Below are 25,320 nucleotides of genomic sequence, written 5' to 3'. Positions count from 1 at the left end.
GCGCCCGATTGTTCGCGGTGGGGCGTCGGCGTAGGAGGCTGTCCATGACAATCAAGGATGATCGCCCGGCAGAAGCGGGGGATCCCACGCCCCCCCGGCCGACGCCGAAGAAGGTGCTCAAGGAGGTCACGCATCCCGCGCTGATCCCGGGCATCGGGGTGGAGGACACCCCTCGCACGTTCGGCACCAACTGGGCGGTATTCGGCATCGCGGGCGCCCTCGTGCTGGCCGTCGTCATCTGGGGCTTCGCCGCCCCCGACAGCATGGGCGCCGCGGGATCGGCCTCTCTCTCCTGGGTCACCACGAACTTCGGATGGCTGTTCTCGCTGCTGGCGATCGCCACGATCGGCTTCATGCTCGTCGTCGGATACGGCCGCACCGGCGGCATCCGGCTCGGCGCCGACGACGAGAGTCCGGAGTTCTCGACGGTGTCGTGGATCGCGATGCTGTTCTCCGCGGGCATGGGCATCGGCCTGCTCTTCTGGGGACCGGCCGAACCCCTCAACTACTTCAACTCGGTGCCCCCGGGCTTCGAGGCGGAGGCGGGGTCGCGCGACGCGATGCTGCTCGCCCTCGCGCAGTCGACGCTGCACTGGGGCCCGATGGCGTGGGCCTTCTACGCTCTCGTCGGCGGTGCGATCGCCTACGCCGCGTATCGCCGAGGGCGCGCCCCGCTGATCTCGGCGATCTTCCGCCCCATCTTCGGCGAGCGCACCGACGGTCCCATCGGCGCCGTGATCGACGTGTTCGCGATCATCGTCACCCTCTTCGGCACGGGCGTCACGCTCGGGATGGGCGCACTGCAGATCGCCAGCGGCGTGGAATACGTGTCGGGCCTCGGGCCGTTCGGCAACGGCGCCCTCATCGCCATCATCACGGTGCTGACCTCGGCGTTCGTCGTCTCGGCCGTCTCGGGCATCAAGCGCGGCATCCGCGCCCTGTCCAACGTCAACATGGTGATCGCGGGGGTCATCGGGCTGTTCGTCTTCATCGCCGGCCCCACCCTCTTCCTGCTCAACATCATCCCCGCGAGCGTGACGTCGTTCTTCGGCGAGCTGTGGACGATGCTGACCCGAAACCCGGCCCAGGGCGAGGATGCCTCCGCCTTCATGGCCGGCTGGACCAACTACTACTGGGCCTGGTGGATCTCGTGGACGCCCTTCGTCGGCATGTTCATCGCGAAGATCTCCCGCGGGCGCACGCTGCGCGAGTTCGTGACCGTCGTCATCGGCGTCCCGTCGGCCGTCTGCGTCGCGTGGTTCGGCATCATGGGCGGCACGACGATGCTGTTCGAGTCGGAGGGACTCGGCATCAGCGACGCCGGGTCGAACGAGGCGGTCCTCTTCGCCGTGTTCGACAACCTGCCCTTCGGCGCGGTGCTCTCGGTTATGGCGATGATCTCGATCATCCTCTTCTTCGTCACCTCGGCCGACTCGGCCGCCATCGTCATGGGCTCGATGAGCCAGCGCGGCAAGCCCGAGCCCTCCACCTGGGTGACGATCACGTGGGGGGTGCTGCTGGGCGCCGCAGCGCTCGCGCTGCTGCTGGTCGGCGGTCAGACCGCGCTCTCGGGGCTGCAGTCGATCATGGTCGTCTCGGCGCTGCCGTTCGCAATCGTCGTGATCGGCATCATGGTCGCCTGGGCGAAGGAACTGCACACCGACCCCTACATGCTGCGCCGTCAGTACGCGCGCGCGGCGATCGCGCAGGGTGTGCGCCGCGGCATCACGGAGCACGGCGACGACTTCGTCTTCGGTGCCACCGAGGTCGAGGCGAACGAGGGCGCGGGTGCGGGCATCGACACCGACGACCCCGCCCTGACGGAGTGGTACGAGACGGCGACGGCGACGGGTCAGCTCCCCGTGGTGTCGGCAGAGGACGTCACCCGCAACCTCGATCCGGGGCGTATCCAGAAGCGCGGCCCGGAAGACCCGAGCCACACCGCGTCGGGCGACGCGTCGCTGACGGTCGGCGAGGATCGCCGCTCCCAGCGGGAGGCCCGGCGGGTGCGCGGCACCGAGGACTGAGCCGCAGGTCGGGTGCGCGATCGCGATGGGCGCGGGGGGTTCGGCCTCCGCGCCCATCGCGTGTGTAGGGATGCCTCAGCGGCCGAACAGGCGTGCAAGGAATCCGCCTCCGCTTCGCTGCGCCCTCGCGGCCTCGATCTCGGAGCGGGAATGCTCGCCCTTGCACCACTGCGAGGAGGCGACCGAGCGCTTGACCTGCGCGATGTGCTGGCCGCACCCCGCCCAGGTCGTCTTTCCGCACACTCGACAGGTCACGGGCTGGCACATGGTTCGCTCTCCTTCACGTCGGGTACCCCTGGGGGTGTACTCAATGATACCCCAGGGGGTATCCGGAGAGCGAATGCGGAGCCGCAGCCGACCATCTGCGGAGCCGATGAGGAAGAGCCGGGTGCTGGCACTCGCGGCGGGCGGCTCGCCGGGGCATCTCGTCCGCCTCCGGAATGTGGCTGGAACATGCTGGGCACCCCTTCCCGTTCCGTCGCCCGGCGCGCGGACGAATGAGCGGAAGCCCCTCTGCGCGAAGACGATTCCTCGATTCAGGGCGCCCCTCAGCTCCTACCGCGGAAGCACGGTGAGCACCCGCTGCACGTGATCGCGGAACTCGCTCATGAAGGTGCGGAGGAACTGCTCGGTGTCGGCGTTGCTGACCGATCCGTCCTCACCGAAGACATCCGCCGAGAAATGGATGTATGCCTCGGGCGCAGTCATCTGCCGCGCGTTGCAGAAGCTGAGAACCCCGCGGAGGCTCTGCTGCGCCACGGCCGTACCGATCTGCCCGATGGAGGCGCCGATCACCGCGGCCGGGATGTGATCGAACGAGTTCTGCCCCCAGGGGCGTGACGCCCAGTCGATGGCGTTCTTCAGCGCTCCCGGAATCGACCGGTTGTACTCGGGCGTGACGAACAGCACCGCATCGGCGGCGGCGATCGCATCCTTCAGAGCCCTGGCCTCCGGTGGGAAGTCGGCGTCGTAATCCTGGCTGTACAGCGGCAGATCCCGGATCGGGATCTCGGTGAACTCCAGATCATCGGGGGCCACACGGATCACAGCCTTCGCGAGGATGCGGTTGATGGATGTGGAGGAAAGACTCCCGACGAAGTAGCCGACTCGATATGACATGACAGCTCCCTACCTATGGCTATGGGGTCATTGTCCACCTCGCGTCGAACAATAAACAGACCCGACGCGACCACGCTTGCCGGCATTGCCGCCGTCATCGGCAAACCCCGCTCGGCAATGGGGTACCGCCACTTCAAGACGAAAGACGACATCGCCATCGAGATCGTCGAAGTGCAGTACCGCAAGCGGGACGGGTTCCTCCAAGCATCCGGGCGGATGGACACCCCGGGCTGAGTTGTACCGGATGTGGCGAGCCCTGCTCACAGGGGTGGGCGCCGCCGATGTGAGTGCCATCACCGCCGACACCATCGTTGTGGCGCCGCTAGGCAGCGAGATCGACCGACTGACCACCCCGGAAGCCTGACCGCGCACTATCAGGCGATAGGGCGGGCAGGATTGCTTGCGAGAAGGCGGGCGGCTTCGGCCGCGAACGGCGCTTCGACCTGAACCTCGTACCGGTCTGCCTCGAGAGTCTCCACAGAATCGAAATCGCGTCGCCCGCCGGTGGCGAGGTGCGCGAGGAAATCGAGCGCGGCGCCCCACACCGCACCGGCGATCACCGAGATCGCGACGATGGCCAGCCAGCCGAATCCTGGTGCGAACAGGGCGAAAAGCAAACCGATGAGCAGGCCGAACCACGCGCCGACCCCAGCGCCGCGCAGCGCAGCTTTCCCCTTGGTCAACCGGCCGAGCACCTGCTCGACGACGCGGACGTCGAAGCCGACGATGGCGACACGTTCGACTGCGAAACCGGCGTCAGAGAGACGGTCGACCGCGGCCTGCGCGGTGGCGTAATCGGAGTACTCAGCGATGGCCTGCTTCCAGCGCGGGTCGGCGGTGTACTCGAACTCCTCGGCAGCTTGCTGCGAGGGCTGGTTGCGGGGCGTGTCGGTGGTGCTCACGGTGAACTCCTTTGACTGGAATGCGGGATGGGGCAAGGGGGTGCGGACAGCACAGGTGCCCACACCCCCTCTGGTCCGTCCTCTGCGAGACGACGGAATTCCAGCGCGTGCGCGAGCGAGACGCTCCTCGCGGTCTGGCGCGGTAGCCCGTCCATGGGAGGCGTGCAGCCGATTTTCACTACAGAGGGCCGCACCTGTGGCACGCTCCTGACAGATGAGGAGCCGCTCTTCGACCGGCTCTCCCCGGCTGGGGAGTGGCTACGTACACGCATGAGTGGACGGAAGCGATGCTTGCTACTTCGCGAGCGTCGGCTGGTCGGCGTCTTGCTCCTGCCCCGAGTTCTGGCTCAGGACCTTGATCTTGCGCGGCTTGGCCTTCTCGCTGACCGGGATGACCAGGCTCAGCACGCCGTTGTCATACGAGGCGGAGATGTTCGCCGAGTCCACACCCTCACCGATGCTGAACTGGCGGAGGTAGGTGCCCGCCGGTCGCTCCTGCACGAGCCACTTGGCGCCTTCAGCGCGGGCGGCCGTGCGCTGGGCGCGGATGGTCAGCAGCTGACCGTCCACGTCGATGTCCACCGAGCCGGGGTCCACGCCGGGCATGTCGGCGCTGAGGATGTAGCGGTCACCGTCACGGTACAGGTCGACCGGCATCACACGCGGTCCCGGACGGGACTGAAGCAGGCCAGACGCGAGGCGGTCGAGCCCGCTGAAAGGATCCAACGACATTGCCATGATGAATCATTTCCTTTCCGTATGTGAGTCCTCGGGTCATCGTCATGCTGTCACCGCCTCGGCGACGACTCGCGCGAGGCGCTTGCCGATGAGGTGGTTCGTCGCCCGCACCCGCCGGACGGTGACCCCCTTCATCCGCTCCACGATGCGCAGGACGGCTTCGGAGCGGAACTCGTCTAGGTCGCCCATGATGACGTCGATGGGGGCTTTGACATGGGCGATGTCGCTGAGGGTGGTCTGCGACTCGATGGAGTGCTGCAACGACTTGATGAATGGCTCCCAGTTGCGTTCAGTGATATCGACAGCTTTGGGGATGGGCAGCAGCCGCTGTACCAGCGCAGCATGCCGGAGGGTGAACTCCCGGTTCGTGCGGAGATGCTCGTAGAGCCGCAGGTAGAAGTCCATCCGCACTCGCTCGATGACGTCCCCGATTTCATGGGGTGCGAGATAGATAGGTGGGCTGACCATCACGAGCTTCGCGACTCGCTTTTGCCGCCGGGCGGCGTACCGGGCACCGATGAGGGCGCCCATTGAATGCCCGACCACAGTGAACGGCTCCCGCAGCCGCAACGAGGCGACCGTCCGCTCGATAGCGGCGACATGGTCGGCCAGGGTGTAATCGGCCCACTCCGGCGCCGGCGACTCGCCGAAGCCGAGCAGGTCGATGGCGATGCACCGGTGGGTGCGCTCGAGCAGCGGGATCACGTGGTGAAACGTCACCGACGAGGAGGCGATACCGTGCAGCAGCAGCACTGTCGGACCCTCGCCGCGTTCCTCGGCGATGTGCAACACCGGCATGCGGCGAAACCACCTCATCCGACGCAACGTCGAGCGGATCTCGCCCGCCACGCCCGCCTGGGCACCCGGAGGATCCGCGGGTTCTCCCAGGGCTGCCGGGTTCGGGGCGGCGTGCGGCGTCAGGTGTCTCTGGATGTCGGAGCTCATGCGCACACTCGACTGTGACGACCCTCGTTCAGGTACTCGTGGATCTGCCGGACCGCACTGGCGCCCTCACCTACGGCCGAGGTCATTCGCTTCACAGACCCGTGCCGCACATCGCCGATAGCGAAGACCCCGGGAAGGGTGGTCTCCAGCGAGAAGCGGGGACTTCCTTCCGTGCGCACGCCGGCCAGCTCCGCCTCCGCGCCGGTGAGGATGTACCCGTCGGGATCGCGTGCCACATCGACCTTCAATCCCGTCGTCGCCGGAGCGGCGCCGACGAAGACGAACACGTGCCCCACGCGGAGCTTCTCCAGCACGTCACCGTGACGGACCGTGACCGCTTCCAAACGGTTGCCGCCGTGTGCTTCCACGACCTCAGAGGACAGCAGCACCTTGATACGGGGGTGATGTTGGATCTGGTCCACCAGGTATCTGGACATCCCCGCTCCCAGGTCCGCCGCGCGGACCACAAGGTGCACACGGGAGGACGTGCGGGCAAGGAACAGCGCGGCCTGGCCGGCGGAGTTGCCGCCGCCGACGACGGCGACAGGTGTGTCCACGCACATCCGCGCTTCCTGCGCTGTTGCCGCGTAGAACACGTTCGAGGTCTGGAACCGGTCCAGCCCCGCGGCGGGAAGCGAGCGGTATCGCACCCCGGTGGCAAGGACCACCACATCTGAGGTGACCTCCCTGCCATCTTCGAAGATCACCCGGAAGCGATCCTCATCCTCCACGACCTCCTGGACCGTGGACGGGATGTCCAACGTGGCGCCGAACTTGCGCACTTGCAGGAGGCTGCGGTCGGCGAGCTCAGCGCCGGAGATCCCGGCAGGAAACCCCAGGTAGTTCTCGATCTTCGCTGACGTTCCCGCCTGCCCGCCGGTGGCAACCGCGTCGCACAGGTACACCGACAACCCGTCGGAGGCCGCGTACACTGCCGCGGCAAGACCAGCCGGCCCAGCGCCGACCACGACGACATCGCAGGTGGCCGGCGGGGCGGGCGGGCGCATCCCCAACTCTTCGGCAAGCCGTGCCGGGGTGGCGCTCAGGACGGTGCGTGAGCCGCCGAGGATCACCAGCGGGAAGTCGGCGACGGTGGCGCCGAGCTGACGGACCAGCCGCTCCGCCTTCTCGTCCTCGTCCAGGTCCACCAGCCGGTGGGGCAGCCGGTTTCGTGCGATGAAGTCCAGCAGATCCCGGGTCTGCGGGGAGAAGCAGGAGCCGACGATCCGCAGGCCCGCTCCCGCTCCGATGGCCAGGGAGCGGCGGATGAGGTAGGCCCGCAGGATGATCTCGCCCAACAGCGGGTCCGAGGTGACGATGGCCTCCAGCTCATCGACGGGCACCTCCACCACTTCGGCGGCGCCGATGGCGGAGACGAACACGAAAGACGGCTGTCCTTCCAGCAGCCCGACGTCTCCCACGAACCGGCCGTGGCCGTGCACCCCGACCTCCAACGGCTTATCGGAGTGACGCGGGTCTGCCGCAGGTTCGGTGTCTGCGGTGAGCAGGTGCCCTTCCAGGACAACGTAGAGGGACGAGGGGTGTTCGCCGGGCCTGATGAGAACCTCCCCGTCGGTGAGCGCGCGATGCGTGCCTCGTTCGAGCAGCACGGCGATTTGCTCATCACTGAGCCGCGGGAAAGCGCCGATGGTGTCAGGCGTCTCAGCCTGGGAGGCTTCACTGCGGCCGGTGGCGAGCAGATCGCTCATAGGTACGCTTCGTCTACGTAGCACCAGCTCCAGTCCTCACCCGGTTCCAGTGAACGGACGATGGGATGCCCGGAGGCAAGCACGTGGGCGCGGGCGTGGCGCATCGGGGAGGAGTCGCAGCACCCGACCTTCCCGCAGGTGCGGCACATCCGCAGGTGCAGCCAGGGCGTGCCGGCCGCCACGCAGTCCTCACATGACCCGGACGGACCGGGCGGATGAGCGGGACGTGTGGGTCGACGTATCTCATGGGGCACCGCCGGCCGAATCTGCCTTCTTCTGCAGCGCCTCGTCCACCCAGCGCAGCAGCACGTCCGGCGGGGCGGCACCGGATTGGCGGGAGAGCACGTTCCCTTGGTAGAGGATGAGCAGGGTCGGCACCGCCTGGACGGAGAACTTGCGGGCCGTCTCCGGTGCGGCGTCCACGTCCACTTTCACCAGCTTGAGCTTGCCGGCACGTTCCGTGGCGACCTTCTCGAGGGCGGGGCTGACCATCCGGCACGGTCCGCACCAGGTCGCCCACAAGTCCACGAGCACCACTTGCGGTGCCTTCTCGACGACTTCGGCGAAGTCCGCGTCACCCGCGTCGACGATCCACGGCACGGTGCTTTTGCAGACGCCGCACCGCGGGTACCCGGACGCGGCGGCGGGGACACGGTTCTTCTTGCCGCAGTTGGGGCAGGTCACAATTGCGCTCACACCGCGTCCTCCTCTTCGACGGGCGCTGCGATGTTGAAGACGAGGTCGCCGTCCTGCACATCCAGCGTGACCGTCGACCCGTCCATTACCTGCCCGCTCAGCAGCGCACGACCCAGCCGGGTCTCGATCTCGTGGCTGATGTAGCGTCGCAGCGGACGCGCACCGTATACGGGGTCGTAGCCGCGGTCGGCGATGAGCTGGCGTGCTGCGGGCGTCAGCTCGATGCGGATCTGACGCTCGGCCAGCCGGGAGCGCAGGTCGGTGAACTGCAGCTCCACAATGTCCTGGATCTGTTCGCGACCCAGCGGCGAGAACACCACGATGTCATCCACCCGGTTGAGGAACTCGGGGCGGAAGTGGGCGCGCAGCTCACCGAGCACACTGTTTCGCACGTCGTCGGGGATCGCGCCGCCATCGGAGCCCAACAGATGGTGAGCGCCGATGTTGGAGGTCATGATGACGATGGTGTTGCGGAAGTCGACGGTGCGTCCCTGGCTGTCGGTGATGCGGCCGTCGTCGAGGACCTGCAGCAGCGTGTTGAACACGTCCGGGTGCGCTTTTTCGATCTCGTCGAAGAGGACCACGCTGTACGGGTGGCGGCGCACCGCCTCGGTCAGCTGCCCGCCCTCGTCGTACCCGACATACCCGGGAGGTGCACCGACGAGCCGGCTGACGGTGTGACGTTCCTGGTATTCGCTCATGTCCAGCCGGACCATCGCCGACTCGCTGTCGAACAGTGCCTGCGCGAGCGCTTTGGCCAGTTCGGTCTTTCCCACTCCGGTGGGGCCGAGGAAGATGAACGAGCCGATGGGTCGGCGCGGGTCGCGGATGCCGGAGCGGGCACGGATAATCGCATCGCTGACGAGGGTGATGGCCTCATCCTGACCGACCACTCGCTCCTTGAGGGTGGCGTCGAGGGTGAGGATCTTGTTGCGCTCACCCTCCTGCAGCCGGGCCACGGGGATCCCCGTCCACGCTGCGACGATCTCGGCGATCTCGTCCTCGGTGACCACCTCCCGCAGTAGCCGCTGTCGGCCTTGTTTGGAGGTGAGACGCTCCTCCTCGGCGTGCAGGCGACGCTCCGCGTCTGCGAGAGCCCCGTACCGCAGTTCAGCGGCACGATTGAGGTCGTAGGAGCGCTCAGCCTCCTCCGCCTCCCGCCGCAGCCGCTCCAGCTCACTGCGCAGCTCCTGGACCTTGCGGATCGCTTGACGCTCCGCCTCCCACTGGGCGCGCTTGGAGTCCGCCTCCGCCTTCAGGTCGGTCAGTTCCCGGCGCAGCTCCTCCAGCCGGTTCTTGCTGGCAGTGTCGGTCTCCTTCGACAGCGCCGCCTCCTCGATCTCCAGGCGGGTCACCCGCCGGGTCAGCTCGTCCAGCTCGGCAGGCATCGAGTCGATCTCGGTTCGCAGTCGCGCGCAGGCTTCGTCGATGAGGTCGATGGCCTTGTCGGGCAGGAACCGGTCGGAGATGTACCGATGCGACAGCACAGCGGCAGCGACCAGGGCGCTGTCCTGGATGCGGACACCGTGGAAGACTTCCAGCCGTTCGCGGAGACCGCGGAGGATGGAGATCGCGTCCTCCACGTCGGGTTCTTCGACCATCACCGTCTGGAACCGGCGTTCCAGGGCAGCGTCCTTCTCGATGTGCTTACGGTACTCATCGAGGGTGGTGGCACCGATGAGGTGCAGCTCGCCGCGGGCGAGCATCGGTTTGAGCATGTTGCCGGCGTCCATCGCCCCTTCGGTCGCTCCCGCCCCCACCAGGGTGTGCAGCTCGTCGATGAACAGCAGAATGCGTCCCTCCGCAGCTTTCACCTCCGCCAGGACCGCCTTCATCCGCTCTTCGAACTCGCCCCGGTACTTCGCGCCGGCGACCAGGGCCGACAGGTCCAGCGAGAACACGGTCTTGTCGCGGAGGCCCTCGGGCACATCCTCGCGCAGGATCCGCTGGGCGAGGCCTTCCACGATGGCGGTCTTTCCGACACCGGGCTCGCCGATGAGGACGGGGTTGTTCTTGGTCTTGCGGGAGAGGATCTGGATGACCCGGCGGATCTCCGCGTCACGCCCGATGACCGGGTCGAGCTTGCCGAGCCGGGCGTCGGCGACCAAGTCGCGACCGTACTTCTCCAGCGCCTCGTACGTCTGTTCGGGGGTGGCGGAGTTGACGTGCTGGTTGCCGCGGATCTTGGTGAGCGCGCTGAGGAAGCTCTCCCTGGTGACTCCGTGCCCGCGCAGAATGCGGGACGCGGCACGGTTGGAGGAGTCGTCGGCGAGGGCCAGAACGAGGTGCTCCACGGAGATGTAGGAGTCTTTCAGCCGCTTCGCCTCCCGCTCTGCGCGTTCCAGGGTGGAGGTGAGGCTGCGGCTCACGTACACCTGACCGGTCTGCGGGGAGGACCCGGAGACGCTGGGCTTGCGGGCGATCTCCGCTTCGACGTCGGCGCGTACCGCTTCCACGTCAGCACCAGCTGTCTGCAGCAGTCGGGGAACCAGCCCCTCCTCCTGCTGAAGCAGTGCGAGCAGGAGATGCTCCTCATCCGTCTCGATCTGACCGGCCAGGACCGCGATGCTCTGGGCCGAGGTGAGCGCTTCCTGCGACTTCTGAGTGAGCGAGTTCATGTCCATGGGGTGTCTCCTTCAAGTCGGATGGTCCGGTGCTGCTCGAGCTGCTCAATGCGGGCGAGCAGGTCGAGCACGAGTGCGATGCCGGCGTAGTTCACGGCAAGATCAGAGTGCAGACGCACGATGGTGTGCACGCGGGCGGGGACGGTACGGGCGAACCACAGCCGGCCGCTGGCGTCGACGTGGGCGGTGACCAGCCCCAGCTCGACGAACTTCAGCAGCGTATCCGGGTGGATACCTGCGGCCACCGCGGTGGCCGCCAGGTCGGCCCGGTCGACACGGACGGGCAGGTGATGTGAGGTCATGATCCTCTCCTGGCATCAAAGGACGATTCGTCGCGGAGCTGTTCGAACAGTTCCTTCTCCTTCTTGCTGAGAGTGCGGGGAACGACGACCTTCACCCGCGCATACAGGTCTCCCGGCTGTCCTCTGCGGGGCATCCCCTGCCCGCGCAGGCGGAGCCGCCTGCCAGTGGACGAGCCGGGCGGAACGTGCACGGTGACCGGGCCGCCGGGGGTGGGCACGCTGACATCCGCGCCCAGCGCCGCCTCCCACGGTGAGATGGGAAGGTCCGTCTCGATGTCCGCGCCGCTGAGCCGGTACCGCTTGCTGTCCTTCACGCGCAGCGTGACCAGCAGGTCCCCGTCCTGTCCGTCGGCGCCCGCTCCGCCTGCGCCCGCGATCCGCAGCCGCTGCCCGTCGACAGCGCCCGCTGGGATGTCGATGGTGTACTCCTGCGCGCCGCCGTAAGGGGAGGCGACCTGCACGGTGCGCCGCCCGCCCTTGTAGGCCTCCTCGACGGTGATTTCCAGCTCCGCGGTGTGGTCGGCGCCGCGACCGAACCCGCCGAAGCCGCCCCCGAAGAGGTCCTCCCAGTTCACGCTCTGGGCGCCGCCACCGCTCCACGTGTATCGGGTGCCGCCGCTGCGACGCGGCTGCTCGGAGGAGCGAGCCGCGTCCGCGGCGGCGTACTGCCGGAAGTTCTCACCGAACCGGTCGTACTGTGAGCGGGTTTCCGGGTCCGAAAGCACATCGTGGGCTTCACTGATCCGTTTGAAGGTCTCCTCCGCCCCCGGGGTCTTGTTGACGTCCGGGTGGAACTTGCGGGCCTTCTCCCGGTAGGCGCGGCGGATCTCCTTCTGATCCGCCGACCGGGAGACCCCCAGCACGCTGTAGAGATCCTCCGCCATCGTCTACTCCTCGTCCGGCCTGCGGGTGACCACGACCGCAGCCGGTCGAAGCATCCGCTCGGGCGTTCCGAACCCGGGCCGGGTGACGGCGATAACGCTCCGCGGTGGGGCGCTGGCGTCCTCGACGACGGAGACCGCTTCATGCAGTTGCGGATCGTACGTTGCGCCGTCCACCACGATCTCGGGGTACCCCAAGGCACGCAGCGCGTCAGCGGCTTGCGCCCGGACGGCCTGCATGCCGCCGTGAACGCTCTCGTCGAAATTCACTGCGAAGGTCAGTGCCCGGTCCAGTCCGTCCAGGACCGGCAGGAACGCCCTCGCGGTGCGCTGCCGTTCCTGCTCGCGGGCGGTCTCGACTTCGCGCGTCATCCGCTTGCGGAGGTTGTCGTAGTCCGCCGCCGCCCGGCGCCAGCGGTCCTCGGCCGTCTCCAACTGGGCTGCGACGGCCGCTTGCGCGGCGCGGATCTCCTCTGCGGACACCCCGGTGAGGTCGTCGTTCACCAGGTCCACAGTCCGGGTTTCCTCGTTCTGCTCCTCGACCATCGCGATCCTCCCTCCGTGTTACTTGTCGAATTCGGCGTCGACGACGTCGTCTTCGTCGTCCTGAGCGGGCTGCTCGGCCTGGCTGGTGTTCGCACGGGCCGCAGCGAGGGACTGCGCTACCTGCAGCAGCTCGCCGGTGCGTTCCTTCGCTTCCTGCTCGCCGACGTTGTTCTGCACCGCCTCGCGGGCCTGAGTGATGAGCAACTCCGCACGGGCACGCTCATGCGCCGGCGCAGCGTCACCGAGCTCACGCAGCACCCGCTCGACCTGGTAGGCGGCCGAGTCCAGCTCGTTGCGTGCATCCACAGCCTGACGCAGTGCCTGGTCTTCAGCACGGTGCTGCTCGGCTTCCTTGATCATCCGGTCGATCTCGCCCTGGTCCAGGTTCGAGGTGTCACTGATGGTGATGCCCTGCTCGGTGCCGGTGTCCTTATCTTTTGCCGTCACGTGCAGGATGCCGTTCGCGTCGATGTCGAAGGTGACCTCGACCTGCGCTTCACCGCGAGGAGCAGGGCGGATGCCGGTGAGCTGGAACCGACCCAGCACACGGTTGTCAGCGGCGTTCTCCCGCTCACCCTGCAGGACGACGATCTCCACCGACGGCTGGTTGTCCTCAGCTGTTGAGAACACCTCGCTGCGTCGGGCGGGGATGGTGGTGTTGCGCTCGATGATCTTCGTCATCACGCCACCGCGGGTCTCCACACCCAGCGACAGCGGGGTGACATCCAGCAGCAGCACGTCGTCGACTTCGCCCTTGAGGACGCCCGCCTGGATGGCAGCGCCCACCGCGACCACCTCATCGGGGTTCACCGTCATGTTCGGCTCCTTGCCGCCGGTGAGCCGCTTGACGAGCGCTTGAACAGCGGGGATGCGGGTGGAACCGCCCACCAGGATGACCTCGTCGATATCGTTCTCGCTGACCTTCGCATCAGCCATCGCCTGACGCACCGGACCGAGGCACCGCTCAACGAGGTCCGCGGTGAGGTCTTCGAACTTTGACCGCTTCACGGTCATGGTGAGGTGCTTGGGTCCGCTCGCGTCAGCGGTGATGAACGGCAGGCTCACCTGCGTCTGGGACACCGAGCTGAGCTCGACCTTCGCCTTCTCGGCCGCCTCGAACAGTCGCTGCAGGGCCTGCGGGTCGTTGCGCAGGTCGATGCCGTTCTCGTTCTTGAACTCGTCGGCAAAGTAGTCCACCAAGCGACGGTCGAAGTCGTCGCCGCCCAGGTGTGTGTCACCAGCGGTGGATCGCACTTCGACAACGCCGTCGCCCACGTCGAGGAGGCTGACATCGAACGTGCCGCCACCGAGGTCGAACACCAGGACGGTCTCGTGGTTCTTCTTGTCCATCCCGTAGGCGAGCGCGGCGGCGGTCGGCTCGTTGATGATGCGCAGCACCTCGAGCCCGGCGATCCGCCCGGCGTCCTTCGTCGCGGTGCGTTGGGCGTCGTTGAAATAGGCGGGAACGGTGATGACAGCTTCCGTGACCTTCTCACCGAGGAACTTGCTGGCGTCGTCAACGAGCTTTCGCAGCACCTGCGCGCTGATCTCCTCCGGCGCGTACTGCTTGCCGCGAATATTGAACCGCGCTTCCCCATTGGGGCCCTCCACGACGTCGAAGCCGACGGCGTTGGCTTCCTCCTTGATCTCGTCGAAGGACCGGCCGATGAACCGTTTGGCCGACGAGATGGTGCCCTTCGGGTTAAGGATGCTCTGCCGGCGGGCAAGCTGCCCCACCAGCCGTTCACCGTCCTCGGTGAAAGCGACCACCGACGGGGTAGTGCGGGCTCCCTCCGCGTTCGGGATGACCTTCTCCTCGCCGGCCTCCCAGACGGCGATAACGGAGTTCGTGGTTCCCAGATCGATTCCGACTGCCTTGGCCATGATGGTTGTTCCTTTCTTGTCACGTGTGACACGTTTCATGGGTCGTCAAAGAGCGCCAGGATCGGCGCAGGGGGCGGACTGAGTGCCCAGAGTCAGGAAGCGGGCTATTCCAGGGGGATCTTCCGGACGGCGGGCTGCTCGATGGGCATCACCACCCACAGAACGCCCCGGTCGCAGCTGGCGGTGACGCTGTCGCTGTCGATGCCGGGCGCCAGTCCCAGCAGCCGCATGAATTGCCCGTGGGGGCGTGCGGCGGTGAACCACTTCGCGTCGGTGGTCGCGGACGGGGCGCTCACCGCGCGGACGGTGAGCAGCTGGCCGCCCACCCAGCTCGATGGACTCCGAGTCGATGCCTGGCAGGTTCGCCTCAGGGACGTACTCGTCGCCCTCTCGGGACAGATCGACCGACATCGAGCGCGGATCCATCTGCTGAAAGATGCGCAGGTCCGCATATGAGGTCACCATCTCGCCACCTCCCCATTCACGCTGAGTCGCTATGACTCGACTTCCGATGTTTGTTCATCGGTCAAAGGTGAAGACCCCATCCTGTCGACCACTCTGGACGATGTCCGTGCAGAAGCGCGAACGCTTGGAAGAGCTCCGTCGCCGAACCGCCGTGCGGCGCATCGGCTCGCGCTGCCCGGCCGGCCACCGGCCGAGTCCGCGAGACGAATCTCGTTCTGGCCAAGATCATGGACCCCAGATATACATTTCGCAAGGGTGAACTGTCGGAGTTCTTGATCGGCGGCAAGGGTCTGGTCGACCTCATGCGTGCTCCCTCCCCCGGGTGGGATTAGCCTGCCTTGGCGCGCCCGGTCGGGGTGACGGGTGCGGACCTGCGAGCGGAAACCAGGCGACGCTCATCACTCCCCACGCGAGCGCATGATCGGTCGCCGGGGGAGGCGGAGGGTGGAGCGTGTTCGTGGGTAGGTGTCGATGATCACCTGTTGCGCGGTGAGCTCGACACCGGCCGCGGCAGCGTCGTCGACGACGGCCACGAGGGCCTCCGCGCGGCGCCGGGTGCGGGAGAGCATCAGGACGGCGGGGTCCAGGCTGAAGGCGCCACGTGCAGGTTGCACGTGCACCCGCACGTGTGCGGTGCGTGAGCCGAGCGCGCGGACTCCCGCGAACAGGCCGCCCCAGCGGGCCTGCTCCTTCGGAAGGACGACATGCACGCACAGGTCCCGGTGCTCCGCGAAGCCGCGCAGATCATTGGGCCAGACGGGTGCTTCCAGGACGGTGCGTCCCATCGGGGTGGTGAGCTCCGCCAGTCGCAGCTGGCACGCGTCAGACGCCATGGTCAGCTCCTCTCCGCGCATACGCCGTCGAACAGGTGCAGACGCGCACCCCAGTCATCGACGCGATACCACCGCCCCGCTGGCTCAGCGGACCGGTCCGTGATCGTGCGGGCGTCCCAGAAGGGTCCGCCGTCGGCGATGAGGCACTGTTCGGCCTCAACCCACACCTCGTTCTGTGCACCCCACAGCACAGCCCGCTCACCGGGCGCCACCACCGAGGTGAGGTTCCCGCCGTCACTTGCCGTCAGGTTGGTGGACTGGACAGTCGCAGGGAGGTTGCCGGCGTTGCGGACGTTCCCACAGCCCGGAAGCGGCCCGCCGCAGGAATCACCAACCCCGGCGGCCCAGGCCACTCCGAGTACGCCGGCCACCGCGAAGGCGGGCAGCAGGAAGGTGGCCCAGGTCAGGCCTCGGCGGCCCCTCCTCACACGGTGGGGTACGGGGGCCAGGACCGCCGAGGGGCTCGTTTCAGACATCGGAGTCACCCCTTCGCGGGCCTGTGGCGCTCACGCGGCGGCGGCGCCGAAACACCGGTTCGGCGGCTGCGAGCTCCTCGGGCGTCGCGATCCGGAACGCGCCGGCCGCTTCGGTGTGCACCTCGCGGCGGCCTTGCCCGCGGGTGGCGCGGAGGCTGGCGACGATCGACACGGTGATGATGGTGGCCACGACCGCGAGGCTGATCGTGGTGGGGATGTAGAGCACGTCCAGGAGCAGCATCTTGATGCCGACCCAGATCAGCACGAACGCGAGTCCGACCTTGAGGTAGATGAACCGGTGGATGAGATCGGCCAGGAGGAAGTACATCGCCCGCAGGCCGAGGATCGCGAAGGCATTCGCGGTGAAGACCAGGAATGGCTCAGACGTGACGGCGAAGATCGCCGGGATGGAGTCCACCGCGAAGATGATGTCGGTGATCTCAACCAGCACCAGCACCGCCAGCAGCGGGGTGGCCACCACGATCCCAGCCCTGCGGATCAGGAACCTCTGTCCGTGGTACGCGTCGGTCATCGGCACGACCCGGCGGAACAACTTCAGGATCTTCGACTTTTCGGGGTGGACGTGGTCGTTGCGGGAGCGGAACATCCGCCACCCGGTGTAGATCAGGAACGCGGCGAACACATACAGGATCCACGAGAAGTTCTCGATCAGCGCGGCCCCGGCGGCGATGAAGATGCCCCGGAAGATCAGCGCCCCCAGCACCCCGAGGAACAGCACCCGGTGCTGGTACTCCCGCGGGACCGCGAACGCGGCGAAGATGATGGCCCAGACGAACACGTTGTCCACGGCGAGGGACTTCTCGATCAGGTAGCCCGCGAAGTACTGCTGCCCGAACTCCGCCCCCCACAGCGACCAGACCAACACGCCGAACGCGACACCGAGGGTGACCCAGACGATCGACCAGACGGCCGCTTCCCGCACCCCGATCACGTGGGCTTTTCGGTGCGCGACCAGGTCGACGGCGAGCATCACCAGGATCACGCCCAGCACGGCGAACCATGCCCACAAGGGAACAGTCATGACAGAGACCTCCACGAGTTTCTCGTGAAGGTCTCATCGGCGCCTTGGCCCTGCGCACCGGATCCCGCGGCGGGAACGTATTGACGATGCGGAGCGAGGATTACTCCCCTTCGAGAACACTGTAACAGGAGAAGTACACTTCACGTCAAGTGCTTCTTCCCCGGAAACAGTTCCGGGCTGATGTTGAAGGCTCTGCCCTCGTCGTAGACGATCCCGTGCCGCAGCAGCAGTTTGCTCAGCCGGTGACGGGCGCGCATCAGATCGCCTCGGCAGTCCTCCCGTGCACGCACCAGATCCCGGGCAGCCTCCTGGGTGACCGTCGGCACCGTCACTGGTGTGATCTCATCCAGACGCAGCAGTCGCGCCAGATGGACCGCCCAGGATGCGGTCATGACCCGGCGGCAGCTTCGCCTGGAACAGCTCGCCGGTCACGCCATCGATCGCCGCGGCTGCGACAGAACGGGCGTGCACATCGAGCCCAACACTCGTACGCTCAGTGAACACGGGGCCTCCCACAAATGTCGGATAGGCCGGGCGGACCATCTCCACCCGGTAACCCACGAGTTTTGTGAGCGAGGCCCCGTCCCGCGACCCCCTCACCAGAAGGCGGTCACTACATACCGTCTAGCGGAAGCGAGCGAATGTCTTCTCGCCGCGGTGCTGGATGATCGTTCGGCGGAGGGGCTACGTGACATCGAGGAGGGCGCGGATCAGGTCGTCGACGGTGTGCGCGGCGTTGGACGGATGACGCAACGGGCGGTCTGCGTGTAGCACGTAGTGGTTGCGTCGGCCTCGCTTCTCCCGCTCCAGGTACCCCGCCGACTCCAAGTCGTTGAGGATCGTCAGAGCTGACCGCGGCGTCACCCCGACCACCGCGGCGATGTCCCGGACGGCGGCGTCGTTGTTCTGCGCGACCGCCAGGAGTACATGCGCGTGATGTGTGAGAAAGGTCCACTGCGCCATTCCCCCATCCTGCCAAACATCCCTGTCATTTGGTGAAGAGAACTTCCGCTATTCTGCGATGGCAGAAGTTTGCTTCACCAATCACGATGGGGGACCCTCTTGTTCGACGCAGCCCTGACCAACCTGCTCTCACCCCCCGTCCTCGCCTTCGGACTCGGCGTGCTCGCCGCCGCCATGAAGTCTGACCTGAAGGTTCCGGACGCGATGATGCGGGCGCTGTCCATCTACCTGCTGTTGGCGATCGGTCTGAAGGGCGGAGTGGCGCTGCGCGGTGAGACCGCTGCCGCAGTGCTCGGCCCAGTCGCACTTTCCCTGGCCCTCGGGGTGATCATCCCTGCCGCGGCCTATGGCGCCTTGCGCGTGGTGACTCGCCTGAGCCGGGTCGACCGCGGCGCGATCGCCGCGCACTACGGGTCCACTTCCCTTGTCACCTTCACCGCGGCGCTGGTGTTCCTGGACAGCGCCGGCATCGCCTACCCCGGCTACGCGGCCACCCTGCTCGCCGTTCTCGAAGTGCCCGGCATCCTCATCGGCATCCTGCTGGCCCGAAGGCACCTCGCCAAGACCGCCGGATGGTGGCCGACCCTGCACGAAGTTCTCACCGGGAAGTCCGTGCTCCTGCTGGTTGGCGGCCTGGCCATCGGCCTCATCGCCGGTCCCGCCGGGTACACGCCCATCGAACCGGTGTTCACCGACGCGTTCCGCGGACTGCTGGTGCTGTTCCTCCTCGCGCTCGGCCTGGAAGTCGGACACCGCCTGGGCACCATCAGAGAAGGCGGGGCCGGACTGATCGCCTTCGCGCTGGTCTTCCCCCTCGCCGCCGGAGCGCTCGGAGTTGCCGCCGCGGCACTCATCGGGATGGACGTCGGAGGTGCGGTCGTCCTCGGCATTCTCTGCGCCAGCGCGTCCTACATCGCTGCACCCGCTGCCGTCCGCCTCGCCTTGCCCGACGCGAACACCGCCCTGTCCCTCACCGCCAGCATCGGCATCACCTTCCCCCTCAACCTCGTCATCGGAATCCCGGCACTCACCTGGCTGGCACAACAACTTGCGCCGCAGTGACCCTTTCGGCGTGATGATCGAATCAGTGAAGAAGCGAGCTATCGCGGTGTGTTCGTACCCAGTAGGTGCGCACGACGTCGCCCCACCGTTCGGAAGCAACCGGAGCGAAGACGAGCCACCCGAGCCACCCGAGCGCCTGAGCCGAGATACGGCGCTGAATCGGTCAAAAGGATGGCATTGCGAGATGGCATTGCGATGACGTGGTCAAGTTTCACCCTCCCGGTCGTCCTCGCTGAGAGTCGAATAGGCATCTGTCACAGCATCGATCAGCGTCAAAAGCTGCGCTCGGACGTGAGCCGGAGGCTCATCCTCGAGCCACGGCCAGAGACCGCCCGCGATCTTCCCCTCGCGCATGAAGAGAAGACGAACGTCGGCCCGAGTTAGTACGGACAAGCCCGCGCTCCATTCTGAGGAGTCACCCCACGACCCCTCCGCGTCGACTCTAGCGAGCCGCTGCTTGAGTGTGCGCGCGGCACTGGTTCAGGGCGCCGTACGGGCGCTGGAGAGCGCCTCCCCGTTCTGGACGAGAACGCCGCGCTCGACAGCCTGCTCGACAGCCGCGTTGAGACGCGCGTCAACGATTGCGCCCGTCCTTCCCCAACCGAACTGACGTGCGATGGCGACGATGACTTCGGATCTCGACGCTCCGCCGACATCGCGAACGAGCATCTCGGCTGCGAGCGCGAATTCGTCGAGGTGGACTTGCTCGGGCTTGCGGTTCTGATTCCGGGATCGAACCTTCGAGACGGGGCGGTTGGGCACGTCGATGAAGTCACCGTCCCGTTCGAGGCCCGCTTTGAGGATCGCACGGTCGATGTTGTCCTTGAGTCGGGATGTGACGCGCCCGACCGACCACCACTCGCGGATTCGTTCACTGACCGTGTCGAGGTGGACGGGACCCTCCGTTTGGGCAAGCGTTACGAGTGCCTCGACCAGGTGGAGGTGGTTGCCGGGTTCGGCTGGCTCGACCCAGTGAGGCAACTTGACTGGGGCGGCTTCGACGTAGTCGACCGCCCATGCGTAGGGAGTGTCAATTTCTGCCGCAGCCGTTTCGACCGTGGGGCGCACGATAGCGAACGTTCGTGTGCGCGAGGAGGTGCCGGCGACTGCTGCTTCGATGGCTGCGCGCAGGCGGCTCTCCTCCTGGATCCGGTCTCGATACCACCCGGTCCCCCAGATGCGGTGGAGTGTCCACCCGAGTCCAGAGAGCACTTGGTCTCTGAGACGGTCTCGGTCACGCGCAGCGGGTGCGGAGTGATATTGATAGCCATCGCATTCGACGCCCAGCACGAACGAACCGGGCTTGGCTGGGTGACGAACTCCAATATCGATCCGGAAACCGGCGGCTCCGACCTGCGGCTCGACAACGTATCCCCAGGACTGGATGGCACGGATCACCGATTCCTCGAACGGAGAATCAGGCATCAGGCCCGTCGCGGAGGCTTGAGTCCCAAGGGTGGTGATGCCTCGGCGGACGAAGTCGAGGTATGCACGGAGGGCTTCGACGTTTTCGTTCGAGGAGGGCGGGATGTCGCCGGCTTCCATGGAGGCGACGACCTCGATACGTTGCCTCGCACGCGTGACTCCAACGTTGAGGCGCCGCCACCCCTTGGCCTTGTTGAGCACTCCAAAGTTGGTCGAGATTTTCCCGGCTTCGTCGGGTCCGTACCCGATGGAGAAGAGGATCACGTCACGTTCGTCGCCCTGGACGGACTCGAGCGAACGCACGAAGAAGCCGTTGAGACGGTCACTCTTGTCGAAGTGGGCGTCGAGATCGCGGTGTTGGTTGCGTACGTCGTCGACGGCAGCGATGACCGCGGCCGCCTGCGCGACTGAGAATGTGACGACGCCGAGCGAGAGCCCTGGGCGCGTTCGGTAGTGGTGAATGACCCGCTCGGCGACGGCCTTCGCTTCCTTCGGGTTGTCTGCGCCTCCACCGCGGCGGTACATGCCGTCGACATGGATGAACTCGACGCCCACGTCCGCGCCTTCCTCTTGCGCAGAGGGGTAGGTGATGAGGTGGCCTTCGTAGAAGCGATAGTTCGAGAACGCGATGAGGGCTTCGTGGCGGGACCGGTAGTGCCACCTCAGGCTGAGGTTCCGGAAGGCTCCTGAAGACTTGGCGAGCTCGAGGATCGAGGTGAAGTCCTTCACATCAGACTCGAGATCATCGACATCGTCTGACTCGATGACTCGCTCGAAGAACTGGGACGGCGGCAGTTGTCGGTCATCGCCCGCCAGAATGAAGGACCTGCCGCGATAGATGCAGTTGATGGAGTCACCGGGCGTGACCTGCGAGGCTTCGTCAAAGATCACCACATCGAACTTCAGGTCGTGAGGTAGGTACTGGGAGACGGCAAGCGGGGACATCATGAACACCGGTTTGATCGCCTGTGTCGCGGATCGGGTTTGCGCGATCAGGTTCCGCACTGCCATGTGACGCCGTTGCTTCATGCCCTCCCTTCGGATGAGGGCGGGCTCACCCAACGAGGTATTGGCAGGGCGGCGCGTGTTCGCTGCCTGGATGATGTCGCTCGTGGCCGCAGCTACGACTTCGCGGTCCAGGTTCTGGAATTCTTCGACGAGCGCCGCGCGATCAGCGGCGAGCAGGGGTTGGAGGCGGGTGTCCGTCCGAATGTGTTCGTCGGCCCATGCTCGAAGCAGGGCGCGTTCCACGACTTTCGGGACGTCCGACGCAGGTATGCGCTGCTCGATGCAGAATTCGACCGTGCTGTCCAGATCGAGTTCTCGAAGCTCAGTCCGGATCGACTGATAGTCGAACCATTCACGTTGACCGATGGTGTCCTGCTGGAACTCTGCGATGAGCTCGAACGCCGCGCGGACTTCGCCGAAGTCGTGGTGGAGCTCTGAGGTCCTGTCTGCATGAAAGGCACGGACGATCTCGTCGCGGGCGCTCTCCCATTTATGAAGGATGTTCGCGAGGTTTTCGGTATCGGCTGAAGCGTTGAGTGCGTGGACTTGGGCCACTGTGAGTGCCCCGTCCACCGTGTCGCGTACGCGCGACGCCCACTCCAACGCGGAATCCACGGCAGCGAGATCGGTCCGATGGCTCACGAAGAGGCCGCCGAACTGGCGCGTCATCTTCTCCGCCGATGCGTCGAGGGCGCGCACGGCTTCTCGAGCGACGTCAACGGCGGCGATGATCGATTCGGCTTCCGCCAAGGTGTGATCCCGCGCGGAATGGCGGGAGATCGACTCGACTCGGGTTGCAGCCGACCGCATCGGTGCGACGTGTGCGGACAGCCACGAGACCGACGCTGCGACGGGTTCGACGAGCAATTCTGGGCGACCAGTGAGCGCTGGCTGCGGAGCCACATCGTTCCGCCATGCAGCGATCACCTCACGCGCGGTGTCCGCAACATGAACGTGGGCGGCGTCAGCCGAGGTGTGAGCCATGTACGCCTTCAACGCAGGTGAGACCGTGTCTCCCGTGAGCGCGACGACTTCTTCGGCTGCGGCCATGAAGCGAGTGAGCTCGTCCCAGTTGGTCGCTCTCCCCTGCCACCATCGCCCCAATGCTGCCCCGTAGGCGGCCCCCGCCGCATCGAACTCGCTGGCTGCGTCGGACCAGGCGATGGCATCCGACAGGCGAGCGATGCCCGATTTCACCTGCTTCGCATCGGCGAGAAGCGCACCGAGGGCCTTCTTGTCGGTCCGGTACGCGGCGCTCAGTTTGCGGATTCCAGTGTGGAGGTTGGTGAATCGGTCCTCGAGCTCTCGCAGCGGCGCTGCGAGAGCTGTCGGGGAGAACAGCTTGCTCGCCTGGTTCTCCGCATGGTCGAGTGCAAGGGACTTGTGGTGCAACGTGCTTGCGGCATCGCGTGCTGCTCGGAGGTCGGAAGCTGTGAACCATGAGGCATCGATCCCGGGGTAGTCACGGTGGATCTGCACGATACGGACGGCACGGTCAGTGTCGGCAAAGGAGACGATCTCTGGCATGCCTATGAGGCGCGCGAGATTGCTGACCGACTCGACCGTCGACGTGAGCGACGACTCGCGCGCCTCGAACGCGTCCGCTGTCGTCCGCAACTCGGAGGTGGTGAGGGCGGCGATGTCCACGGCGCCACGTACGGGGATCGGCTCGGGCGCGGGCGGGAGTTCTGGCGGGAAACTTTCGTAGTCGACACCGGCCAGCGTCATCACTTTGTCGGCTGCCTCATGGAAGGCGGCAACCAACGAGCCGAGGTCGGCTCGGTCGGTCTGAATCGAACTCCAGTCCGATGTGGTGAGCCACCCGTCGTTCACGTACGGGGGTCGGTTCGTGTGCTGGAGGGCGAGCAAGTCGATCAACGTTTGCGTCTGTCGCGGCGCAGTCAGCTCGAACGCTTCGGCCAAGCCTCGATTGAGCTGGACTGTGCCCTCGAGTTCCTCAAGTGCGGTACGTGCCGAGTACAGCCGCGACTCCAACGAGGTCTCGTCCGTGACGTCCCTCCAGAGGAAGGTGGAACCTTGTGCCGCTGGACGCCACGTCCGCTCCAGACGCTTCAGCGTGTCGGACAGCGCAGCACGGCCATCGTCGGAGAGCTGGAGCGGTGGCCGGTTGGGCGTGGGCGCGACTGGCACGTGCACCATCCCGGCGAGCTCTCCCAGAATGTCGTGAAGTGAAGCTTGCAGCGGTGAGCGAGCCTCGTTCATCGCGAGCGCGTAGGAGTTGAGACGGCGGCGACGGTCTTCAAGCGCAGTCCTTGTCGACGCTGACATCGCGCGCGGTGGCTGGGCAACGTTGTCGAGCGTGCGGAGGAGCTCGTTCGCGACGTCTTTACGGTTCGTCTTGTGGGAGTGAAGTTCCAGCAGGTAGCTCTCGAGTCCACTGTCCTTCAGACGGTTCTTCACCACATCGAGCGCGGCGATCTTCTCAGATACGAACAGCACCGACTTGCCGGCATGTAGGAGCGCTCCGATCATGTTCGCGATGGTCTGCGACTTGCCGGTGCCCGGCGGGCCGTCCATAACGAAGCTGCGCCCGGCGAGGGCTGCCGCTACCGCGGCGCGCTGCGAAGAGTCTGCGTCGAGCACGAGAGGCGTTCGCTCCGGCGGTGCGATCTCGTCGATGTCAACCGGATCGACCGGGTCGAACTGGAACTCATCACTCTGGCTGGTGGGATCACCATTGGCGAGAGCGCGGATGACGGGGTGTTCTGCGATTGCTGCTTCATTGTCCAAGAGGTCCTTGTACATCGCTTCTTTCGCGAAGGAGAACGTCGACAAGTGAACTTCGGGATCCAGGCTCCAATCCTTGAAGTCTTTCGCTGTACTGAGAGCGCTCGTGTACCGGTCGAGGATTTCCGACAAGCTCAGGCCGTCGACGTCTTCGTAGGTGGGCAGGGTGACGCCGAACTCATTGAGCCGGAGCGGAAGCGCGGGGTTGAGGACCGCGTCATCCTCTCCTCCCTTGATTCTCGGGGTGGCTCGCGGCCCCTCCGGGAGAAGCTCCACCGGGAGGAGGTAGATCGGGCTGGCCATCTCGGAGCCGTCTACGTCCTTCCACTTCAGCATGCCGAACGCGACGTAGAGGACGGACAGTCCCCGGTCGAGGAATTCCTCGTTCGCGCGACGCATGAGGGTGCGGACGACTGGCCCAATCTCCGTATCCACGCGAGGGACGTGGAGGAACGTGCCAGCGCGCGCCGGACGGGCAACTCCCGTTTCGGGGTCGACAACATCGCCCACGAACGATTGAAGCTTGCCGGATCGAAGCAGTTCCAGGATCGCGTCAGGGGAAGGCCCATCCAGACGTAGTGATGATGTCTTGGGGGCACGGAATCGTAGGAGACGGCTTCGGCGGTCAAGTCCGACGAGCCCCTCACGCCATGTCTTCAGCGCAGCGCGTGTTTCGTTGATGGTGCCCACGCGAACCTCCGTGTCCGTGCGTCAGCATATGCAGGCGCTCGCTGGGCCGAAGTGACGCGATCTGTCTCCACATCGTATCCACGGCGCCGCACGCACATCCCGCGCTTCCGGGCGGCTCGTCGGAATCGGTAGTCTGCACGATTCAGGCTGCTGTCTCAGTCCTCGAGTGCGGAGTCCAGTTCCGTACCGTTGTACTCGTCGTTTGACACCGCCGACACCTGGACGAGAACGTCAG

At 66.2% G+C, this 25,320-nt stretch carries 22 protein-coding genes; 2 read left to right on the top strand and 20 right to left on the bottom strand.

Annotation, left to right across the window (positions count from 1 at the left end; genetic code table 11):
* The first annotated feature begins 44 nt into the window (after positions 1-44).
* Positions 45-2,027: a BCCT family transporter gene (locus RYJ27_RS04145; protein ID WP_330171486.1), complete on the top strand. Its 1,983-nt coding sequence runs from the start codon at positions 45-47 to the stop codon at positions 2,025-2,027.
* 75 nt (positions 2,028-2,102) lie between these two features.
* Here the strand turns inward: RYJ27_RS04145 and RYJ27_RS04140 are convergent, their stop codons facing one another.
* The 19 genes from RYJ27_RS04140 to RYJ27_RS04050 form a co-directional block, all read right to left on the bottom strand.
* Complete coding sequence (locus RYJ27_RS04140) at positions 2,103-2,294, bottom strand: hypothetical protein (protein WP_330171485.1); 192 nt, start codon at positions 2,292-2,294, stop codon at positions 2,103-2,105.
* Between the two features lie 288 nt (positions 2,295-2,582).
* The gene (locus RYJ27_RS04135; protein WP_330171484.1) at positions 2,583-3,146 is read right to left on the bottom strand and encodes an NADPH-dependent FMN reductase; all 564 of its coding nucleotides are present in this window, start codon (positions 3,144-3,146) and stop codon (positions 2,583-2,585) included.
* Positions 3,147-3,520: 374 nt separating this feature from the next.
* Positions 3,521-4,048, bottom strand: coding sequence for a general stress protein (locus tag RYJ27_RS04130; RefSeq protein ID WP_330171483.1), 528 nt, complete (start codon positions 4,046-4,048; stop codon positions 3,521-3,523).
* Positions 4,049-4,342: 294 nt separating this feature from the next.
* Positions 4,343-4,786: an Hsp20/alpha crystallin family protein gene (locus tag RYJ27_RS04125; RefSeq protein ID WP_330171482.1), complete on the bottom strand. Its 444-nt coding sequence runs from the start codon at positions 4,784-4,786 to the stop codon at positions 4,343-4,345.
* A gap of 42 nt (positions 4,787-4,828) precedes the next feature.
* Complete coding sequence (locus RYJ27_RS04120; RefSeq protein ID WP_330171481.1) at positions 4,829-5,731, bottom strand: alpha/beta fold hydrolase; 903 nt, start codon at positions 5,729-5,731, stop codon at positions 4,829-4,831.
* Positions 5,728-7,440 carry an FAD-dependent oxidoreductase gene (locus RYJ27_RS04115; protein ID WP_330171480.1) on the bottom strand — a complete coding sequence of 571 codons (1,713 nt, stop codon included), beginning with the start codon at positions 7,438-7,440 and terminating at the stop codon, positions 5,728-5,730. Before RYJ27_RS04115 ends, RYJ27_RS04120 begins: the two co-directional genes overlap by 4 nt.
* Entirely contained in the window at positions 7,437-7,589 is a 153-nt protein-coding gene (locus RYJ27_RS04110; RefSeq protein ID WP_284528311.1) for a UBP-type zinc finger domain-containing protein, read from the bottom strand. Before RYJ27_RS04110 ends, RYJ27_RS04115 begins: the two co-directional genes overlap by 4 nt.
* A 94-nt stretch (positions 7,590-7,683) precedes the next feature.
* The gene (gene trxA / locus RYJ27_RS04105; RefSeq protein ID WP_330171479.1) at positions 7,684-8,136 is read right to left on the bottom strand and encodes a thioredoxin; all 453 of its coding nucleotides are present in this window, start codon (positions 8,134-8,136) and stop codon (positions 7,684-7,686) included.
* A complete protein-coding gene (gene clpB, locus RYJ27_RS04100) occupies positions 8,133-10,760 on the bottom strand; it encodes an ATP-dependent chaperone ClpB (protein WP_330171478.1) in 2,628 nt (875 codons plus the stop codon). Before clpB ends, trxA begins: the two co-directional genes overlap by 4 nt.
* Entirely contained in the window at positions 10,751-11,062 is a 312-nt protein-coding gene (locus tag RYJ27_RS04095; protein ID WP_330171477.1) for a chaperone modulator CbpM, read from the bottom strand. Before RYJ27_RS04095 ends, clpB begins: the two co-directional genes overlap by 10 nt.
* Complete coding sequence (locus RYJ27_RS04090; protein ID WP_330171476.1) at positions 11,059-11,946, bottom strand: DnaJ C-terminal domain-containing protein; 888 nt, start codon at positions 11,944-11,946, stop codon at positions 11,059-11,061. The genes RYJ27_RS04095 and RYJ27_RS04090 overlap by 4 nt, the downstream gene beginning before the upstream one ends.
* A gap of 3 nt (positions 11,947-11,949) precedes the next feature.
* Entirely contained in the window at positions 11,950-12,489 is a 540-nt protein-coding gene (locus RYJ27_RS04085) for a nucleotide exchange factor GrpE (RefSeq protein WP_330171475.1), read from the bottom strand.
* A gap of 18 nt (positions 12,490-12,507) precedes the next feature.
* On the bottom strand, positions 12,508-14,373 hold the full coding sequence (gene dnaK, locus RYJ27_RS04080; RefSeq protein ID WP_330171474.1) for a molecular chaperone DnaK: 1,866 nt from the start codon (positions 14,371-14,373) through the stop codon (positions 12,508-12,510).
* A 104-nt stretch (positions 14,374-14,477) separates the two neighbouring features.
* Positions 14,478-14,825 (bottom strand): Hsp20/alpha crystallin family protein, encoded by a 348-nt coding sequence (locus tag RYJ27_RS04075; RefSeq protein WP_330171473.1) that lies wholly within the window; start codon positions 14,823-14,825, stop codon positions 14,478-14,480.
* A gap of 411 nt (positions 14,826-15,236) precedes the next feature.
* Positions 15,237-15,671 (bottom strand): hypothetical protein, encoded by a 435-nt coding sequence (locus tag RYJ27_RS04070; protein ID WP_330171472.1) that lies wholly within the window; start codon positions 15,669-15,671, stop codon positions 15,237-15,239.
* A gap of 2 nt (positions 15,672-15,673) precedes the next feature.
* Complete coding sequence (locus RYJ27_RS04065; RefSeq protein ID WP_330171471.1) at positions 15,674-16,147, bottom strand: hypothetical protein; 474 nt, start codon at positions 16,145-16,147, stop codon at positions 15,674-15,676.
* Entirely contained in the window at positions 16,140-17,189 is a 1,050-nt protein-coding gene (locus RYJ27_RS04060; RefSeq protein WP_330171470.1) for a TerC family protein, read from the bottom strand. The genes RYJ27_RS04065 and RYJ27_RS04060 overlap by 8 nt, the downstream gene beginning before the upstream one ends.
* Positions 17,190-17,329: 140 nt before the next feature.
* Positions 17,330-17,581: a hypothetical protein gene (locus RYJ27_RS13540; RefSeq protein ID WP_330171469.1), complete on the bottom strand. Its 252-nt coding sequence runs from the start codon at positions 17,579-17,581 to the stop codon at positions 17,330-17,332.
* A 292-nt stretch (positions 17,582-17,873) separates the two neighbouring features.
* Positions 17,874-18,152 carry a helix-turn-helix transcriptional regulator gene (locus RYJ27_RS04050; RefSeq protein ID WP_330171468.1) on the bottom strand — a complete coding sequence of 93 codons (279 nt, stop codon included), beginning with the start codon at positions 18,150-18,152 and terminating at the stop codon, positions 17,874-17,876.
* A 69-nt stretch (positions 18,153-18,221) separates the two neighbouring features.
* Between RYJ27_RS04050 and RYJ27_RS04045 the strand changes: the two genes are divergently transcribed.
* A complete protein-coding gene (locus tag RYJ27_RS04045; protein WP_330171467.1) occupies positions 18,222-19,214 on the top strand; it encodes a sodium-dependent bicarbonate transport family permease in 993 nt (330 codons plus the stop codon).
* Positions 19,215-19,694: 480 nt separating this feature from the next.
* Here the strand turns inward: RYJ27_RS04045 and RYJ27_RS04040 are convergent, their stop codons facing one another.
* Positions 19,695-25,085, bottom strand: coding sequence for a DUF3320 domain-containing protein (locus tag RYJ27_RS04040; RefSeq protein ID WP_330171466.1), 5,391 nt, complete (start codon positions 25,083-25,085; stop codon positions 19,695-19,697).
* Positions 25,086-25,320: the final 235 nt, after the last annotated feature.

Source organism: Microbacterium limosum, assembly GCF_036324365.1.
In the GTDB taxonomy this organism is placed as follows: domain Bacteria; phylum Actinomycetota; class Actinomycetes; order Actinomycetales; family Microbacteriaceae; genus Microbacterium; species Microbacterium limosum.
This window is presented reverse-complemented; position numbering and strand designations above follow the sequence as displayed.